Below are 18,419 nucleotides of genomic sequence, written 5' to 3'. Positions count from 1 at the left end.
TTGATGCACTTTTTCTGAGATTAGTAAAATATTTCTAAATTTAGGAGTGGTTATTTACAGACAATTAAAAAGGGGAACCCACAAAAATAGGTTCCTCTCTACTTTTTATTTCCCCAAAATAATATATCTATAAAATTTTAATTTCCCTCAGAAATCAATTCCACATCCGCCACACGCTTAGCCCCTACAAAACGGTCATACCAGTAGTATTGATCAAAGAAGTTCGATAAACTTACCCCTTCTCCTGTTTGAGCATGAATCATTTTACCATCACCATAATAAATCGCAACATGGGAGATTCCTGACCCTGATGTATTATAGAACAATAAATCTCCTGGCCGAATTTCACCAATCTTCACTGGCTCCCCAATCTCATACATTTCCTTTGCGGTACGGGGCAATTCTATCCCTAAATCACTAAATACTTTTCTGACAAATCCTGAACAGTCAAAGCCTCTTGTTGACGTTCCTCCATACAAATATCTTATCCCTAAATATTTACTTGCAGTCTCCCGCAATTCCGTTGAATTAAAATCTGCTGAATTCTTTTCCGTTGCACCAACTGCTATAGGAGATAAACAAATGACTACACCAGCCACAGTTGCCAAAAGCAATTGTTGAATATTCTTTTGGAAAATGATTGTACCCTCCATCGTGAATTAGTCAGAAAATTCAATTATAAAAAGTGTAACATGTGGCGGTCTGTAGTAACATTACAGTTCATTTACATTCACATGACATCGAACATTCACGATATCGGCTGAATAAAACTTGTTAACCGGGGCCACAAAGCTTCTTACTGTAATGAATTTGTAAATCTATTTTACGAATATATCGAAAGAGAATCTAAGAAATCCTCTATTATTGCGTAATATTTGTAACTTGTATTTTTCTATAACATTAAAAGGGTATTTTTCTACTTTGATAGAAGAAATACCCTTTATAAAAACACGATAAAATTGTCAATTAATTCCTTTAAACCGTTTATATGTCACGAAATGTTTCTTCCAATAGTCATAATTAACGTTCGATACTTCTACTCCATTGTCTCCTGCATGGATGAATTTTCCGTCCCCTAAATATATCCCCATATGAGATATGCCTGTTTTGTACGTATTTTTAAAGAAAATCACGTCGCCAGGAACTGGGTTTTTTACTACAGTGGTATCTTGGTTAAAATAGTCTTCACTGCTTTTTCGCTGAATATCCAATCCCGCATTAGCAAAAACGTACCGTATAAATCCAGAACAATCAAATCCTTCTGGTGTATTTCCCCCAAATAGATAAGGTACACCTAGTTGAGCATTAGCAATTTCCAACACTTTGTTATATATAGCTTGTCCTTTTTCTGAAGGATCCTTATCAATCATCTGTTCTTTTTCTAACTGTTTTTTAATTACTTCATCAACTAACAATTCATCATGCGGGGGATTCTTCACTTCATTCTCGATATGTTGGTTAGGTAAGTCTCCCTGCTCCTCATGATTTAGAGATTGAGAGGATGAATAAATTGTCAATATTTGACCAGCATATATCACATCAGCAGAACTTAACTGATTCCAATTCATCATGTCTTCAACAGTCACATTGAATTTTTTGGAAATTTTTGTTAAAGTATCACCTTTAACCACTTTATATGTAATTTGAGAGGCAAGTTGTCGATCTGGAATATTTAATTTTGTCATTCTAGCTTTAGATAAAGTTTCTTTTCTCGTTTTAGAACGATCGATATACGAAAAATTATTAGGTAAAACGTTATTTTTTATGTTAAAATGTTCAAGTGCTTTTTTGTCGCTGATTTTATCACTTTCCGTGGATGCATAAACACTTTGGGCGAAAATACAACTTGCCAACAAACCCGCACTTATTAATACAATCGACTTTTTTCGCCGGTACACTCTATCTCCCTCCTTATAAAAAGATTAACTATATCATACTTAATATTTCGGCTAAAAACTAATAATTTTTTAGAAATAATTAAACATTAAGTAAGGAATTCTTAAAATATCCAAAAATATTATTTGTCTTTCTCGACGATAAATGATATAATTCGACATTGTTACCGTTCTAATTATTTATTATTTTTAGAAATTTTCCGCTATTCGAAAATAAAGGAGAAAATGCAACTATGAAAAACTTAGGAGATCTTGTAAAAAACCATTTAGCTGTAGGATTTATGTTGTTCGCTCTATTTTTAGGAGCTGGTAATATTATCTTTCCACCGCTATTAGGGCAACTGGCAGGAGAAAACATCGTACCTGCAATGATCGGTTTCCTTATTACTGGAGTGGGGTTACCGCTTCTAGGTATCGTAGCTGTTGCAAAGAATGGCGGGGATTTGCAAGAAGTAGCTAGTCGCATTCACCCTTGGTTTGGTGTTATTTTTACATCAGTCGTTTATTTATCAATTGGACCGCTTTTTGCGATTCCTCGTACAGGCGCAGTTACATATGAAATCGGTATTGCCCCTTACTTATCTGATGCACAAGCTGATAGCTGGGTACCATTATTTATAAGTTCATTTATTTATTTTGCTATTAGTTTATATTTAGCATTAAACCCAACAAAATTAGTTGACCGTATTGGAAAAATATTAACTCCAGCATTATTGATTGTCATCCTGTTGCTTGCACTAAAAAGTGTGATTACTCCATTGGGTCCTCTTCAAGAAGCACATGGAGATTATATTACAAAAGCATTTTCAAAAGGGTTTGTTGAAGGTTACTTAACAATGGACGTGCTCGCTTCCCTTGTATTCGGAATCGTTGTCGTGCAATCCATTCAAGCAAAAGGCATCATAGTTCGTGCCAAACAAGTAACCATTACAATTTTTGCAGGAATTATAGCAGCCATTGGATTAGCATTTGTTTACGTTTCTTTATCATGGATTGGAGCATCAAGTCCATCAGCTATAGGCTATTTTAATGAAGGTGGTAGCGTTATCTCAGCTGCATCCAAAGCATTGTATGGTAGTGGAGGAAGCATCATTTTATCATTAGTCATCATTCTTGCTTGTATCACTACTTCTGTGGGATTAATTACAGCGAATGCCACATATTTCGCTAAAATCTTCCCAAAAGCATCTTATAAATTATTAGTTGTAATCTTTACAGTATTTTCATTCTTCATTTCCAACTTTGGATTAGCGAAATTAATCGCGATTACTTTACCAGTTTTATTATTTATTTACCCTATTGCAATCGTACTCATGTTTATGGTGATGTTCGATAAAGCATGGAACCGAGCACCAATCGTTTACAGTCTTGCTCTAATTGCCACTGCTTTTGTAAGCTTATACGATGGAATTCAAGGGGCAGGATTTGAAATTAAGTGGTATGCAAATATTGTAAGTTCATTACCATTACACAGTCAAAGTCTTGGATGGTTACTTCCTGCAATAGTTGGATTAGTGATTGGTTGGGGGATTCATTTAATTACTAAATCTGCAAAACATGCTAAATAATTAAACTGTCTGAAAATTCATATTTAGACAAATCCTTTGCGATGAAACTACCGCAGAAGCAAAAATTTAGTAAAAATCAAGATAATGAAAAAATAAGGGTGTTTAGAAAGGTTTTGGCTTTCTAGACACCCAATTTATTGTTACAAAAATATTTCAAAAACAACGAACTTTTCGTTTTAATTACACTTCAATGTACATATGGTGTATTAAAGAAGACAAACTATTCTATTCTTTCTTATACATATAAAATCCTCAATTTCTGTCTTTTCTCCACTAAAGATTTACATAATCTATCGATGTTGAATTATTTATATTTCGTTTCTCTTGGGAAGGGCATCTCAATCTATTTCCTCATTATCCTTCTCACTCACCAAGAAACAACCAGACTCTATCAAAATTTTACAAACGTATTAATATTCAATTCTATTACGAAAAGTCAATTGCTATAATGGATATATCTAGAAAGAAGAGGTGTGCTATATGAAAAAATGGTTTCCAATAATCTCTATGATTTTTCTATTTCTTGCAATGCCATTCAATGTACAAGCTGCAACAACATTGCAAGAAATAAAAGAGATTGTCAAAAGTGAATATGTGGGCGAAATAAATGGAAATATCGATCAAGCGAATACCATCAATGAAATAATGGAAATGCTTGATCCATACTCCAACTATTATACCCCTGAACAATATGAAAGCTTTATCAAAAGCGTTGATATGAAGCAAATCGGCATTGGTGTTGTGATTCAAAAACATGAAAACGGATTGTTAATTACGGACGTATTAGAAAATGGAAGTGCTTACGAACAAGGGTTAGTAGTTGGAGACATCATTACAAAAGTCAATTCAATATCCCTTAAAGGAAAATCAGTTGAGGAAGGCCAGTCATTACTTTTAGGAAAAGAAAATACAACGGTAAAGCTTGAAATTTTAAAAGAAAATGGTACAACCGTTGTAAAGCAATTGACACGTAAAGCTTTCTCAATACCAAATACCACGAGTCAAATTCTATACGGAAATATTGGCTACATACAGCTTCAATCATTTTCTGAAGATGCTGCTGACCTTGTCAAAAAGGAATATGAAAAATTAACCCAAAAAGGTGCAACTTCCTTTATTCTCGATTTGCAAAATAATGGCGGCGGTTATGTAGAATCTGCCGAAGAATTAATCGCTTTATTTAAAAACGCAATGTTTGCATACAAAGTCAAATATCAGGAAGGCAATACACAATATTATTTATATTACGATCGAGATCATTATAAATATCTATTAGAGCCAGACGGTACTCTGTTGGTAAACTTACCTTATTTTGTGCAACCAATTTTTGATAGTAATACGAAAGTACTTGTCAATCGTTATAGTGCAAGCGCTTCTGAAATGACAGTCGCTGCTTTATCGGATTATGACGCTGCTGTTGTTTATGGTGAAAAAACTTATGGAAAAGGCACGATGCAAGGGTTTTATCAATTATCAGATGGCAGTTATTTAAAATTAACAATAGGAGAATTTTTCGGCCCAAAAGGAACAGTCATTCGCGATCAGGGAATAATGCCACATATTAACACAAATTCAAATCCTATTTATCAAGCACACTTCGATGCAATTGCAGAAAATCTAGTAAACTATAAAGAGTTGAAAGCATTATTAGATGTTCCGACGACGAAAACATTTAATATCACATTAAATCGTCCATTAGGTGCTATAAATGAAAAGGATGTTGAATTAGTTGAATTAGGTGGGAATAAAGTAGATGTTAATATATTAACGGATGGGAATCAATTAATTGTGACACCGAAAAAACCGTTGAATGAAGGTGGAGAATATATGCTTCTCATTCATCCAACATTAAAAGACAATCAAAATCATCAACTGAAAAAAGGTGCTTACTTGCACATAACAGTAAAAAAAGAATTTTAAAAGGAACATCTAAAATGAGTCATATTTATTGGAGCGGAAAATAAATAATGGCTCATTTTTTATGTTTATTTAAGGAACCAAAAAAAATAATCCTTAAAAAGTTAAACTTTTTTAAGGATTCCAATTGATGAAGCAATCTAGTATTGGCAGAACTTTTCTATTAAGGTCCATCATGTAATTTATCTTTATCTACATATTAATTCTTTAGCAAAATAAATATTAATGAGTTCGGAAGCTAATTGCTCCGGCTCTTTTTCTTTTGTAAACAACATCGTTAGTGTAAGCCGCTCAATAGCACCAACAATACTGTTTATAAAAATACGAATATCATGATCCGAAAATTCTACTCGTTCTTTTAATTTTTCCTCAAGAATTTGTGAAAAGATGTTTTTTAATTCCTCCGACTCTTCTGTTTGGTAGAAACCGATTTTTGTCAGGTGTGGATTACTGGCGAAGAATTTAAAAAGAGCTGTAAAGTTTGTTTGTAATTTTTCGATGAAATTATCTTCATTCCCCACATTGATACGATTTACATTTTCTAAAAATTCATTTCTAAATTGTAATATCAAATCATTATATAGTGATTCTTTATTTTCAAAATAAAGATAGAATGTAGGTTGTGTTAAATTAGCAGCCTTTACGATATCGCTAATTTTAGTTTCATGATACCCAAATTGTGAAAATAATTCTATCGCCTTTTCTTGAAGTAATTTTTTACTTTTTTCTCCACTAGAGTTGACTTTTCGACCCCTCGGCAACTGGACTACCCCCATTCCAAAAACGGTGTGTTGAGTGTTGTGTAAGAATGAAATCGGCTCTTACGGAATTATATTCTTTTAAGAAAAAAGTCGTTTGTTGACAATATTTCCACTACGTAAAAAGTGTTTTAGTAATATAACGTTTCGAACTTTTCGTAAGAGGCATTTCATTTTATTATTAAATCAAGTTCATTATAAAATGGAAATACTTTAAATTGAAGATATTTATCATAATAATACAATTTTCAATCATAAAAGTAGATAAAATCAAACTATGTTTAAAAAATAATGCAAAAATAATCTAGTATTATTATCACAATACATTAGGTATTATGTATTAAATGTATTTTAATATTTTATACCTATATTAATAATAAAACATTAAATTTCTTATTCTTCCATTTAATTACTTACTAATAATATCTTAATATAACTTAAATTTCGACAATTAATGTTAGCAAATTTCATTTATCCTACAATAGCAAATAGTAGGCTACCGTATTAATATGTCACCATTAATAAAAAAGTGGAATTTACTATAACCCATCGGGAATTGTTGGATCTTAAACAATCCCGATAAAGTTAGTAAATTCCACTTCTTATTCATTATCCAATTAATTCACTGAGCATTATAACCTGTGATTTAACTTTAAGATTGAATCTAATTAATTTAATTACTTATTGCTAAAATACTTCTTTTTGATTCCGTTAATATAGTCCTCAACTTCTTTTATTCTAAACAGCATGAATAGACCAATCGTACTTACACTGAAAATAACCAATCCTGTAATAAATGTAACCCACTTATAATCAAAAACGAGATATTTGCTCGATAAATACGTGATACAACCGATTAAAATAAGCGGTATGGATAGTTTGAAGAAATCCTTTAGTTTTCCATTACCTAGCTTCAATCCATATCTAAAGTGTGCATAGATAATTAGCAACACTGTATTGACAACTGAACTGATTAACGTACCCCAAGCGATAGAATTAACTCCTGTTGAATCGGCAAGTAAATACATCACCGCAATATTCACGATGAATACATTGACGATGCTGAAAATAACCGGAGCGATCGAGTCTCCTTTTGCATAATAGAAACGAGTAATATACGTATTCGCAGCTAAGAAGAACATAGATAACACGAAAATTTGCATTACTGGTGTCGTTAATTTAGTTCCTTCTTTAGTAAAATTTCCGTACTCAAAAATCACTTGAATAATATTTTCCGCGTAGAAATATGCAAATATGGATACAGGAATCATCAACAATACTAAATAACGTAACCCTCTGCTATATAAACTTTTAATGGATTCATGATCATCTTCTGCTTCTTTGCGGCTTAATATTGGGTAGATTACCGTCGTCACCGCTGTAATTAAAATCGTTTGTGGAAACTGTGTTAAACGGGAAGCATAGTTTACAACGGAAATCGCACTTTCTCCAAACCCTAAAAGCTGAGCAAAGAAACGTTGCAACATGGCATAAATCTGAATTGTTCCACCACCAATCATGATGGGTACAACCATTATCCATAAGTCTTTTGTCGTCGCATCTCGTTTAAATGAGATTCCGATTGGATGTGAAGAATCCAGCTTGCGATAACCTACAATTAAGAAGTAAATCATAATGATGGAACTGGCAAAAGCACTTATACCGTAAGCGATTGGACCAATCACAAAAGATAATGCGACTGCAATAACTAGAAACGCCACATTATATATTAAAATCGAAAAACTGGATAAATGAAATTTATTATGAACATTTAGTAAACCGCTATAATACGATGCGAGAATTAAGAAAATTGATGAAGGCATCATCCAGTAAAATAAATGCTTCGTTAATTCAATTGCATCAGGTGCAATGTCTTCATTATTCTCAAATAACATTTTAATAATTGGGTCGGTAAATAGGAGTAATACCGCTGTCATGACGATTCCAGAGGTTAACACAATCGTGAAGGACTGTTTCACAAATTCCGATTGGTTCGTCGTTTTCCTATTATATAGAGAAATCACAGCTGTCGTAAAAGCACCGCCGACTACTAAATATAAAAAGTTCGGCACCATATAAGCGGTAAAAATACTGTCCGCTGCATAGGAAAATCCGTACTGGTACCCAACGGCCATTTCCCGGAAAAACCCGAAGATGCGGGCTGCTATATTAATGATAGCTACCGCTCCAACGATTTTTAAAAATTTATTCATAGGCTAGAACCTCCGTTCACCGCAGATTCATATAGCCTAATGACACGTTTCGTAATTTCATCAGCATCATGAATATGCAAAATCTCATCACATGCCTCTTGATTGGTATACTGTTCTTTTGGTGTCGTTAGAGCATTGAACATTTCATCAGCCAGCGCTTTCGGATTTTTTGGCTCTACTAAATGCCCAGCACCATCTTTTAATAAATAAGTTAAACCTCCAACATCCGATGCAATGACAGGCGTTCCGCTAGCTATTGCTTCTAAAGCCACTAAACCGAAGCCTTCTAAATGCGAAGGTAATACAAACACATCGCTCGCTTGATACCATTTCACAAGCTCGTTTTGTTTCATTGGTCCATACATTAGCACGTCATCATCCATTAATGGCGATAGACTATTCACAAAACTTCTATCTCGTTGAGAACCAATGATCACAAGCTTTACTTTTCGATTCGCCTCTTTTTTCACTTGCTGGAAAGCAATTAACAGCTCTTCTACACCTTTTTGCTTAATGACATTCCCAACAAATAAATAGATAAAGGCATCATCATCTAGATTTAATTCTTTTCTTACTATTTCTTTATTTCCAGGTTTGAATTGTTGCCTATTCACACCCATACTGCAAACTAGAATTCGATCACGAGGAATCCCATAATCCTTTTCAATTTGATCTGCTAACACTGGACCAACGGCAATTACATAGCTGCTTTCTTGTAAAATCTTTTCTGTCCAATTGCGAATGCTGGCACTTTTCTTCGCCATCCGTTCAATATCGCCACCATGGGCAGTCACCACATACGGAATATTGAACATTTTCTTCATCATGAATGAAAAAACACCGGATGGAAAAACGTAATGAGCATGCGTAATGGAAATTTCCTTTTTATATTTTAAAGCTTTCGAAAGAACCTCTTTTGCCCACTTACTATATTTCAATATGGTATTTTTCTTACCTGTCTTTGGATTATCATTTGCTGCGACAATTACATCAATATTCGAATTTCGCAGTGCTTCCACTTGATTTTTTACGAAAATACCAAACGAGAGATGTTCTTTTGAAGGATACATATTGCTAATTACAAATACTTTTTTCATTTGTCCTTCACTGCCTTCATCATCAATTCTTTGCCTTTACTCGCCTCTTCATATGCCTTTGCAGCAATTTTTTTCGTTTCACTCACAACTTCTTTCCAATTTTCTCGAATATCGCTAAAGGAACGGGATATAATCATTTCATCCTTTTGAATATCTTCAATCGTAAGACATCTTTTTTCGTTTCCTGTTAATCTCATAAAATTGGTTACTTTTGGATGATAAGAAATCGCAATCACTGGAGTTGCAGAACATGTTGCAATAATTAAGGAGTGCAAACGTGTACCGATGACTGCATCGTATTTACTCACCACATCAATTAATTTCATCGGTTTTAAATTCTCATCAATAATTTTTGTCTTCGATTGATGCTTCATTTTCTTTTGAATATCCTTCGTCACATAGACATCTTGAGGATATTTCGTAGCGAAAAAGGTAATATTGACATGTTCCTTTTCGATTAAATGATCTAAATTTTTAGCCATTCCAGTAGTGTAACTTTCATATTTGTCGACGTCACCAAATGGCCAATAGTTCGCGTTATACATTGGAACACAAGATACGGCGACTTCCTTTGGCTCGTTAGAATAGCTATCTTTTGGACTGTATAAAGTAAAGGCAGGATCACCAATCACTTTAATTTCTTTTTTGACACCTATTTTTTCTAATAGGTCTTTTGATTCTGGATCTCTCACTGAAATATTGAAGGCATGTTTACACATTAATCGAATCATTAGGCGACCGGTAATGGTATCGAGAGGACCAGCACCACAGCCGTAAACGATATATGGCACTTTCGCATGCTTTGCCATCAGTGCATATGTGCTATATAGGTGAGCTTCACGGCGATAAAAATCCATTAAAATCCCGCCGCCACCAATAATGAGTAAATCAAATTGAGAAACATATTTTTTATTCGATTGATATGTAGTATAAAAAGTTTTATATAAATTTTTGCGTTTATAATATAATGGATAGCTTTGAACTCCATATTGTTCACTCGTTTGTTGAGTGTTATTGCTAAAAACGGTGATATCTTCACGGGAGATATTAAATGCTTGCTCAAGCTGCATAATGATGCTGAGCAAAATCGATTCATCCCCGTTATTATCATTACCGTAATTACCTACGATTCCGATTTTCATGAACCTACATCCTTTATAACTTAATAATGAACAATTATATCATATAAAAACTCTCCTCCACATCAAAGTAGGGGAGAGTTTTTTATGATGAACCTTTTTCTATTCAAAGGGATATGCCCCTTTATAGATAAGGTTGGCTATTTAACGTTAAATGACAAAGTACAGAACGCCTGTCTTTATAATACCATTCTACTAACTTTCAATTAACGATGTATAGCACGATATACGAATAGAACAAAATGTTGACGATTGATATTTTCATTTGGTTTAAATGTTCCATCTTCGTATCCCGTTGTGACTTTGCTATAAGCTAATGCATCGATATAAGGATATGCCCAATGATTTGTTGGAACATCTTTAAATTTTGTTGATTTACTTTCTGAACCATGCAATTCAAAGGCAATCGCTAAAATTTTCGCCATTTGTGCACGCGTCAGCTTACCTTTAGGATCAAAAGTGCCATCGTTTTTACCGCTCACTAATCCGTAGTTTGCTGCCGCTGCAATTTCTTTGTAATAAGGATAATTCGTTGGAACGTCTTTGAAGTTCGGATTTTGAACATTTGTCGTATCTAATTTCAGAACTCTCGTTAAAATGACAGCTGCATGCTCCCGGGAAATATTTTCTGTCGGTCTAAATGTGCCATCACTGTACCCTGTGACGATATTGTTTTTTACGCTATAACTAATTTCATTGAAATATGGGTGATTTGTAGGGACATCTTTAAAGATTACTTTCTCTTTTACTTTTACAGGAATTGAAACAGTCTTTGAACCTAACGTTGCAATAATTTTACCGCTACCTGCAGTCGTTGCTTTAAATTGTCCTGTAGAAGTAATGGTTCCGATATTTCCTTCTACCGACCATTTCACTTGATTTGCATTATAAATTAAATTTTTACCTTCCGCATCTTTTGCTTCAACTGTATAATTCTGCGTTGCTCCAACGACTACTTCTTGTGCTCCTTTAATTGTCATTTGACTTGGTGCATCAACAATTGTCACTGGGAAAGATTGAACGACTTTTCCATTATACATAATGTAAATACGATCTTGTCCTGCTTTTGTTGTTGTAAATGTCGTACCACTAATCGTTAAAGTTCCATTTTGTGATGCTAGACTAATAGAATCAGGAGTAATTGGCAGCGGATTATAGTACTCGTCCAATACATATTGTACGCTGACAGTGGAACTTGTTCCTTCCAACATCGTACCGACATTTGTACGAGTAAATTTCATTATCTTCGCCTCTCCAAGCGGTGCAGTGCTAATTGCTTCTAAAATCGCATGTACTGCACGTTGGGACCCACCTGATGGTTTATTCACGACAACTACATCATTGCTTCCATATTTACGCATTGCCATTGTTGTTGAACCGCCACCATCAAGGTTAATGGCCGTATCTACTCCTAAAGAAACTAGATAATCTGCAAGTTCTTTCATATTCATCCCTTTACTGTGGGACTGTCTTCCATCTACAGTAATGAAATGAACGGTTTTCTTATCTTTACTCACTGCTACAACTGTTCTAGGCGCTACTTCTCTTGCTCGGCTAGAAGCAGTGCTCATCATAATATAGGGTTTACCATCGCGCACTAAAAAAGGCCCTGTTGCAACAATAAATTGTGCATCTTGCCATTTTGAGTCGATGGAAAAGTTCACATCAATCTGTTGACCAATTTGTAAACTAGACAACGTTTTACTTAAAGGTGAGCCGCCTTGGACAGATAGAATGAAACCATTTTTCGGAATAGGATGTTTTGATTCCCCATAAGGAGCGATTTCTTTCACTACCCCAGAAATCGTATCTCCGAAATATATTTCTCCGATTGGTGTATCTCCTTCAACAATAATGTCGAATCCATATTGATTATTATCTGTATAGCCTTTGTAATAGTTCGGTGTATAAACGATGACCTCATTGCCATTCCGAACACGGTCCATGCCAGTCAGTTGATACGATTGGCCATTTGTCGTCATCGTAATTTGAAAATCAAAATAATCGATAATGCCTTGTCCGTTTTTATCGATACCGAAAGCTGTTGGAACGTTCAAATATTGATCCGCACCTTCAGAGATCGCCCCACCGTTAATAATGCGATTATTTTTTGCAATTAAAAACAATGGAACCCCATCGCTCATATTGAAAAATGCAGCATTAATAGCTCCTACTACTCTATTACCATCTTTAGAGTCTCGATTTGCTATTGCCGTTACCGTTTCTCGCTTATTGTAAGCACTAGGTAAGCCAATATCTACTTTCGTAAATGGATCATTTAAATTAATTGATAGATGATTGATTACATTTGTTTTTGAAGTTTTATATGTATATTGACTATACACCACTCCAGAAGACACTGGATATTGCTCATTGACTGATTGATTCGCTTGAGCAGGTGCCACAGTCCCAAACAAAAGCACAAAAGCAAATAATATTGAAATAATTTTCTTCATTTGATTTTGCTCAAAAAGAGCCCTCACCTTCCTTCCCCCCATACTTTCATTTCTTTTCCATTAAATCATATTAAACTATAAATATAAAAGGAAAAACACTAGAAATATAAAATAATACTTTTTTCACTATTATTATTATAAAATTCATATAATTGACCATTTATCCTATTAATAACTTAATAGAAATTTGTTAGTATGGGAGGTAGAGAAAGGAGAAGGTACTACATGAAAAAATTTCTATTAATGGCTTTCAGTATTTTGCTAGTTTTTTCGCTCTGTTCAACTGGCAAAGTACAAGCTGCAGACGATGTAACAGGCAACTATCATGAACGGGGATTACGCTATTTAATTATGAAAGGGGCTTTAACGCCTGATGCGAATGGCAATTACAATCCAAATGCTACTGTAACACGCGGCCAATTCGCAGCGTTTATCTCCAGAGTGATCGGCTTACCAAAAGCTGAAGAGAATATTGATTTTAAGGACGTACCAACAAATAGTCCCTATTATCAAGATATCCAAAACGCCGCAGCATCAGGGATTATTACCGGATATGAAGACGGCACATTCAAACCGAATGATCCGATTACTCGCCAACATATGGCTGTCATGATTGAGCGAGCAATGAAACATTTAAAGATTCCTACGAGCACGGCGAAAGATTTGCAATTTAAAGATAAACATCAAATTTATAAAGAATATTATTCTGCGGTTGCAACAGGTGCAGAAAAGGGAATTATTCAAGGTTCCACAATGCCTAATGGCGTGTATTTTTATCCATTAAAAAATACGCCGGTATCACAAGCTGCAACGTTCATCATTCGGATGATGGAGGTAGCTGGTAATCAAGAAGCGATTAACTTTGGACCATATGAATTAAAAGATATTCAGGGTGGACAACTCGTTTCTACAAAAATTACTTCTTTTGATTACGACGCTGTATTAAAAAGCGTTTCAAAAGACACTCATGTTATTACAAAAAATAACAACATCATCTACATGAAACCAGGTTCTGGTTTCGTCGTTGCAAAATCTTACACGGTTTTAGACTCTCAAACGGTAAAAGATAAGATCAGCGTAGCTGCAGAAACAGAAATGCAATATCTTCAATCTGAAGGCAACCGTGTGAAAGTGAATTTAGCAGGACAAGTTGGATATGTGGATGCAAACACTGTATCATTAATTCCTTTCGCCTTATCAAAAGGTCGCCACTATTACTTAAACGATCGCGGAGAAATGAAACACGTCCTAGTAGATCACAAAACAGGAAACAATAAAGCAAGCTATATTTATGGAAAAGCACCAAGCCAAATGAAACCCGGGGTAAAATACTACAGCTGGGACGGCATTAATTTCTACAATGGTGGGGAAAAGTTTATATACTACAATTATTACCAATTCCTACCTGTTCACTCAAAAACACAGTATTCAGCTGAAGAAATCGACAAGTACATTCAATACGCATTAGCAGAGCGAGAAAAAGTTGGCGGCCGTTATGTTGATGCTTCTAAGAAAAGCAAATTGATAGGATTAGGTAAACAGTTGAAAGCCATTGAAGAATACTACGGGATTAATGCGATGATGATACTTGCCCTTGCAATGCACGAAAGCGACATGGGGATGAGTAATTACGCGCAGCAATACAACAACTTATTCGGTTTGTATGTGTATGACACTGATCCATTAAAGGTGAAATTCGATTCTCCTGAAGCAAGCATTCGTGAACTGATGGAAAAATTCTGGTGGAAAAACTACATTCCAGCAAATGCACCATTCGCTCACGGTCCTGTATTCGGAACAAAACGAATCGGATTTAATGTGAAATACGCATCCGATCCTTATTGGGGTGCCAAAGCAGCTGGCCACTACTACCGTGCAGATAAGTATTTAGGATTTAAAGATGCAAATAACGCATATACAATCGGATTAACCAATATTGAAGGACTAAATGTTCGTTCTGTAGCGACAACTTATAACAACACGCCAATTTATCGATACAGCCGGACAAATATTCCAGTCATTATTACAAGCACAAACCTTGCAGCAAACGGTTGGTATGAAATCATTCCAGACAGCCGTGACCATAAAGTCGCATACGTAAGCTCACAATACATTATCATTTTGGATACTGTTAAATAGAAGTAAGGATTGCTTCGAAATTAAAAAAGTGAAATCGACATAAACGAGTCGATTTCACTTTTTTTATCTTATAGACACTTTGCGTTTACATTCGGGCGAAATACAAACTTGATAGAGAATCTTGATTTTTTGGCTTTGGCTATTATTTTATCTAGATTGACTATTATCAAGGGCGTTTTGGCTATTATCTCTTTGATTTTGACTATTATTTCATCTCTACTGGAGCGAATTTTTGGCTTTGACTATTATTTTACTTAGATTGACTATTATCTCGGCCGAGTTGGCCATTATCTCTTTGGTTTTGACTATTATCTTATCTTTACTGGAGCGAATTTTTGGCTTTGGCTATTATTTTATCTGGGTTGACTATTATCTCGGCCGTGTTGGCTATTATCTCTTGGGATTTGACTATTATCCCATCTCTGCTGATACGTATTTTTGGCTTTGGCTATTATTTTACCTGGGTTGACTATTATCTTGAGCAGGTTGGCTATTATCTTATTGATTTTGACTATTATTTCATCTCTGCTGGAGCAAATTTTTTGCTTTGGCTATTATTTTACCTAGATTGACTATTATCTCGGCCGGAGCAAATTTTTGGCTTTGGCTATTATTTTACCTAGATTGACTATTATCTCGGCCGACTATTATCGCTTTGATTTTGACTATTATTTCATCTCTGCTGGAGCAAATTTTTGGCTTTGGCTATTATTTTACCTAGATTGACTATTATCTCGGCCGAGTTGGCTATTATCGCTTTGATTTTGACTATTATTTCATCTCTGCTGGAGCAAATTTTTGGCTTTGGCTATTATTTTACCTAGATTGACTATTATCCCTTTGAATTTGACTATTATCTTATCTTTACTAAAGTGATTTCTCGGTTTTTACTTACAATTTTTTCTTATTTAGATCCACTCCATATATCTATTCGGAATTCGTTCAATCGTGTGGTTAGCTCATTTGCTGGAATAGAAAAACATCTTAACCCTTTGATTTACATCTAACTCGAGTGGGTAAACGTCTTCCTTATGTAGATATATCCCCTGCTCGGGCAGATCCCCCTTCTCATGTGTAGATTAATCCCCTACTCGTTCGAATAAACTCCCTACTTGCGCAGATAATCTCCTAACTCGTTCGAATAAACTCCCTACTTGTGCAGATAATCCCCTACTCGTTCGAATAAACTCCCTACTTGTGCAGATAATCCCCTACTCGTTCGAATAAACTCCCTACTTGTGCAGATAATCTCCTAACTCGTTCGAATAAACTCCCTACTTGTGCAGATAATCTCCTAACTCGTTCGAATAAACTCCCTACTTGTGCAGATAATCTCCTAACTCGTTCGAATAAACTCCCTACTTGTGCAGATAATCTCCTAACTCGTTCGAATAAACTCCCTACTTGTGCAGATAATCCCCTAACTCGTTCGAATAAACTCCCTACTTGTGCAGATAATCCCCTAACTCGTTCGAATAAACTCCCTACTTGTGCAGATAATCCCCTACTCGTTCGAATAAACTCCCTACTTGTGCAGATAATCCCCTACTCGTTCGAATAAACTCCCTACTTGTGCAGATAATCTCCTAACTCGTTCGAATAAACTCCCTACTTGTGCAGATAATCTCCTAACTCGTTCGAATAAACTCCCTACTTGTGCAGATAATCTCCTAACTCGTTCGAATAAACTCCCTACTTGTGCAGATAATCTCCTAACTCGTTCGCATTAACTCCCTACTTTTGCAAATTATCACGTTACTCGTGCGGATAGCTCCTCATGCTGCATATAATCCCTACCCTTATCTTGTCAGCTAATCCAACCAACAATCCGTGCAATTAAAAAACACCCTTTGAATGAATCGCTTCATTCAAAAGGTGTCAATACACTCAAAACACGAGTATAAATCTATTCGTCCAAAAACTACCTAAAGCTATAACATTACCCGATCCTTATCAGTCTTGCTAATTGCTGAAGCAAGGATTACGAAGCCTAGCATTAAGATGAAAATTAAATCTAGTAACCCTGTATGAATGGTTACGGTAAATAAAGTTAATACAAAAGCGTATGCAATTGTGTGGAAGCTTTTTACGCCTGCTTGTTTCACCTTATTATAAAGCATTGATACAAGTGCACCATAAAGCAAGAAGCCAATAATTACAAGTATATAGCCGCCATCTAAATACAATTGTCCAATGAATGTTGGGGTTGTCGTTCTACCAGGACGAGTAATATACTTCCCTTCTTCAACGCTTAAGGAGTTCACTACTTCAGTTACTTGCATACGAGGTGAAATTTGTTCACCTGGTAATACTGTACTAAAAATGCCTTTATGGATTTCTCCACCGAGATACCCTTCTTCTTCGGTATACTCAATAATTTTACTTAACACAATATGACCTGTAACCATTTCACCATTTAAAGCTAAAATCCATTTTGGTGTCGCATTTACTCTGTCTTCAGCAGTTAATAACTTCTCTAATTCATCTTCCTCTAAATGCTCGCGATCTGGTTGTTCTCGCGTATTAAATTCTTGTGATGTATCTTCCATTACAACTCGGAAAAATCCGAATAAAGCAAATGATATTGCAACAACTGTAAGAAACGTAAGGAACCAAGTGAGCTTAACTCGCTTCACCACATAATGGAATACGATAAAGCCTGTAAATAACATTAACGCTAATGGTGTTCTATATCCCATTAATAAAAATAGGAACATCACTACACCATATAACCCAGCATAAACGAATGCTTTTTTCATTGTCATGTTTTTTTCTTTAATCATTTTATAAGAAAGGAGCAACAATACCCCGTACCATAATAAATGGCTGAAGAAATTTAATTTCGGGTCTAAATTTCGACGAACAGATTCATCAGAAAGCCCGATCATTCCTTGGGCAATCATCAATACGTACGCCACTAAACCGATTGTAGTTAAGATGACAATAAAATGAACAATAAATTTACTTAACTTAGACAGCCCAAACGTTGGCAATGTCCAATTTCTTCGGTCAGCAATATATACACCTATGTAATAACAAAGAACGGACAAAATGACTGCCGGCCAAATCGATTTTCTAACATTAAATAAATCAAATCGCCAGAAGTCAAATAAACTAATGACAAAATAAGCCATTAAAATAAAAGGTAAAAAGAAATATGGCGAAAAAGTATCTATTTTATTTATATTCTTTACGGTTGCTTTTATCCTATCTTTCATAAACCATTGCGAACATCGA

Annotated in this window: 11 protein-coding genes; 3 read left to right on the top strand and 8 right to left on the bottom strand. The window is 35.0% G+C overall.

From position 1 onward, the window contains the following. Positions 1–137 precede the first annotated feature (137 nt). Both NST98_RS16180 and NST98_RS16175 read right to left on the bottom strand, forming a co-directional pair. Entirely contained in the window at positions 138–653 is a 516-nt protein-coding gene (locus NST98_RS16180; RefSeq protein WP_340715555.1) for a C40 family peptidase, read from the bottom strand. A 309-nt stretch (positions 654–962) separates the two neighbouring features. Next, entirely contained in the window at positions 963–1,898 is a 936-nt protein-coding gene (locus NST98_RS16175) for a C40 family peptidase (protein WP_340715554.1), read from the bottom strand. A 230-nt stretch (positions 1,899–2,128) separates the two neighbouring features. On the opposite strand from NST98_RS16175, the gene brnQ reads away from it, so the two are divergent. Both brnQ and NST98_RS16165 read left to right on the top strand, forming a co-directional pair. Beyond that, complete coding sequence (brnQ, locus tag NST98_RS16170) at positions 2,129–3,463, top strand: branched-chain amino acid transport system II carrier protein (RefSeq protein WP_340715553.1); 1,335 nt, start codon at positions 2,129–2,131, stop codon at positions 3,461–3,463. 480 nt (positions 3,464–3,943) lie between these two features. Next, positions 3,944–5,383 carry a S41 family peptidase gene (locus NST98_RS16165; RefSeq protein WP_168412341.1) on the top strand — a complete coding sequence of 480 codons (1,440 nt, stop codon included), beginning with the start codon at positions 3,944–3,946 and terminating at the stop codon, positions 5,381–5,383. A 185-nt stretch (positions 5,384–5,568) separates the two neighbouring features. Here the strand turns inward: NST98_RS16165 and NST98_RS16160 are convergent, their stop codons facing one another. The 5 genes from NST98_RS16160 to NST98_RS16140 all read right to left on the bottom strand — a co-directional run bounded on the left by NST98_RS16160 (position 5,569) and on the right by NST98_RS16140 (position 13,070). Continuing rightward, the gene (locus NST98_RS16160) at positions 5,569–6,141 is read right to left on the bottom strand and encodes a TetR/AcrR family transcriptional regulator (RefSeq protein WP_016837960.1); all 573 of its coding nucleotides are present in this window, start codon (positions 6,139–6,141) and stop codon (positions 5,569–5,571) included. A 674-nt stretch (positions 6,142–6,815) separates the two neighbouring features. Further along, the gene (gene murJ / locus NST98_RS16155; RefSeq protein ID WP_016837959.1) at positions 6,816–8,351 is read right to left on the bottom strand and encodes a murein biosynthesis integral membrane protein MurJ; all 1,536 of its coding nucleotides are present in this window, start codon (positions 8,349–8,351) and stop codon (positions 6,816–6,818) included. After that, entirely contained in the window at positions 8,348–9,448 is a 1,101-nt protein-coding gene (locus tag NST98_RS16150; RefSeq protein ID WP_168412342.1) for a glycosyltransferase, read from the bottom strand. Before NST98_RS16150 ends, murJ begins: the two co-directional genes overlap by 4 nt. Further along, positions 9,445–10,590 (bottom strand): polysaccharide pyruvyl transferase family protein, encoded by a 1,146-nt coding sequence (locus tag NST98_RS16145; RefSeq protein WP_016837957.1) that lies wholly within the window; start codon positions 10,588–10,590, stop codon positions 9,445–9,447. The genes NST98_RS16150 and NST98_RS16145 overlap by 4 nt, the downstream gene beginning before the upstream one ends. Positions 10,591–10,793: 203 nt before the next feature. Beyond that, the gene (locus NST98_RS16140) at positions 10,794–13,070 is read right to left on the bottom strand and encodes an S-layer homology domain-containing protein (RefSeq protein WP_016837956.1); all 2,277 of its coding nucleotides are present in this window, start codon (positions 13,068–13,070) and stop codon (positions 10,794–10,796) included. A 198-nt stretch (positions 13,071–13,268) separates the two neighbouring features. Between NST98_RS16140 and NST98_RS16135 the strand changes: the two genes are divergently transcribed. Beyond that, the gene (locus tag NST98_RS16135; RefSeq protein ID WP_340715552.1) at positions 13,269–15,182 is read left to right on the top strand and encodes an S-layer homology domain-containing protein; all 1,914 of its coding nucleotides are present in this window, start codon (positions 13,269–13,271) and stop codon (positions 15,180–15,182) included. Positions 15,183–17,113: 1,931 nt separating this feature from the next. On the opposite strand, the gene NST98_RS16130 is transcribed toward NST98_RS16135, so the two are convergent. Then, entirely contained in the window at positions 17,114–18,400 is a 1,287-nt protein-coding gene (locus NST98_RS16130; protein WP_168412345.1) for an oligosaccharide repeat unit polymerase, read from the bottom strand. Between the last annotated feature and the right edge of the window lie 19 nt (positions 18,401–18,419).

Origin of the sequence: Ureibacillus sp. FSL W8-0352, assembly GCF_038004345.1 — a bacterium.
Taxonomy (GTDB): domain Bacteria; phylum Bacillota; class Bacilli; order Bacillales_A; family Planococcaceae; genus Ureibacillus; species Ureibacillus thermosphaericus.
The sequence above is the reverse complement of the archived record's forward strand: the minus strand, read 5'-3'. Positions and strand labels throughout refer to the sequence as shown.